Source organism: Ideonella sp. FW305-24 (assembly GCF_058788035.1).
In genome coordinates this window covers 1-1,380 of the sequence record NZ_JBYTAI010000047.1, presented here as the reverse complement: position 1 = coordinate 1,380, position 1,380 = coordinate 1, and the positions used below count along the sequence as shown (strand labels likewise).

At 60.9% G+C, this 1,380-nt stretch carries 3 protein-coding genes; all 3 read right to left on the bottom strand.

Annotated features, from left to right (window positions below):
- Positions 1-284: hypothetical protein (locus AC3WR5_RS33455; protein WP_492490111.1), on the bottom strand; the 284-nt coding region annotated here is incomplete at its 3' end.
- Positions 259-693, bottom strand: coding sequence for a hypothetical protein (locus AC3WR5_RS33450; RefSeq protein ID WP_492490110.1), 435 nt, complete (start codon positions 691-693; stop codon positions 259-261). The genes AC3WR5_RS33450 and AC3WR5_RS33455, both read right to left, overlap by 26 nt.
- A gap of 3 nt (positions 694-696) precedes the next feature.
- Positions 697-1,380: hypothetical protein (locus AC3WR5_RS33445; protein WP_492490109.1), on the bottom strand; the 684-nt coding region annotated here is incomplete at its 5' end.

Genomic DNA, 1,380 nt, shown 5'->3' with positions numbered 1-1,380 from the left:
GCAACGATCTGGTTGCGCTGGTTGTAGCTGTAGGTCGTGATCCAGTTTTCGTTGCGCGCATCGCTCTGCGAGAGCAGGTTGCCCCAGCGGTCGTATTGGTAGTGGATGACCCACTCAGACGCCGCGCTGCCTGACGCGCCCACTGTCCATTGGCCGGACAGGGTTTGCTCCACCACGCCGCCCGGTGGGGTGACCCACAGCTGGTAGTCATACGTCCCCACCAGCGCGCTGGTGTCGAACCAATAGGCGTCGCTGAATTTAGGCTGGCGTCCAACCTCGGTCACGCAGGTAGATGTGCGGCGGCATTGGTACAGCGCTCTTGTCGAAGAACAGCTGAGAGAGCATTTGAACTTCGGGCAGCGCAAATTCAGCCGCAGCTTGATGGAGACCTTGCGTAATGACGGGCGAAGAACTGGCGCTCGCCTTGATACTCGACTCGACTTCCACTTGGAGACTTCTGAACTCCTCGGACACGCCTTCACTTTGCAGCAGTGATTCAAAGTCGTACTGCAAAGCGCCCTCGACCCATCCTGCGGCTAGAGCGCGCTCGATTTCTTGTGAGAGCGCCAACAGCTCAGCGGCAGGACTCGCAAGCGCCCGAATTTTGGCGTTGAGCGCGGCCAGCCAAACCTCGCCGACTGCGTTGTGAATCCAGATGGCGCTACTGCCGTTCGATACGAGCGTGGAGGACATGGCTTAGTAGAGATGAATGATTTTGGCGGCCTGCGCGGGCGGCAGGGACGAGATGTATTGCTGCACAAGAGTGGTCTGAGCCTCGGTCAGTCCACGTTGGACGGAATCAACGACCACGTAGTCCAGCCCTTGCTTGTTGAGGTGCGCCTGGACGGAGTTCTGCCACTGGCCGAACGTCTTGTCGTTGAAGTAGTCGGTAGGTGGAGGGCTCGCACCATCATAGGTAACTCCATTGTTGGCGACCCAGTCTCCGTTTCCGCTCAGGTCGCGCGTCAACGGGCGCCCGACGTAGGCCTCCAGGCGACTGCCGGTAATGGCCTCGTCGACGACAAACGCGCCACCCTTCGCTGGGTCGAGACCAAGCGAGGTGCTGTGAAGCACCCGCGCCAGGTCTTGGCGTGATGCCTGAAGCGCCGCAGCGTCGTTGGACAGCGTCGTTCCAGCGGCAGCATCCACATTGCCAACCGCCCCCGCAGCACCAACCTTGAACCCACCAACCGAGCCACGCTGAAGCCCTCCCATGCCTGAGGATGCGACTCCGTCGCCGACGATGCCGTAGCGCACGCCACGAACATTCAAGGTCACGCCATCGCCGCGGCTGTATTGGAGTTCTCCCGATAGAACTTCGCCGACCTTTCCCAGCTTGCCGACGGCGCCCGTGGCTTTCAGCAAAGGCGCTCCGAGCAA

Coding starts and splice junctions, on each gene's coding strand:
- AC3WR5_RS33450 (WP_492490110.1), bottom strand. CDS start 693: ATGTCCTCCACGCTCGTATCGAACGGCAGTAGCGCCATCTGGATTCAC.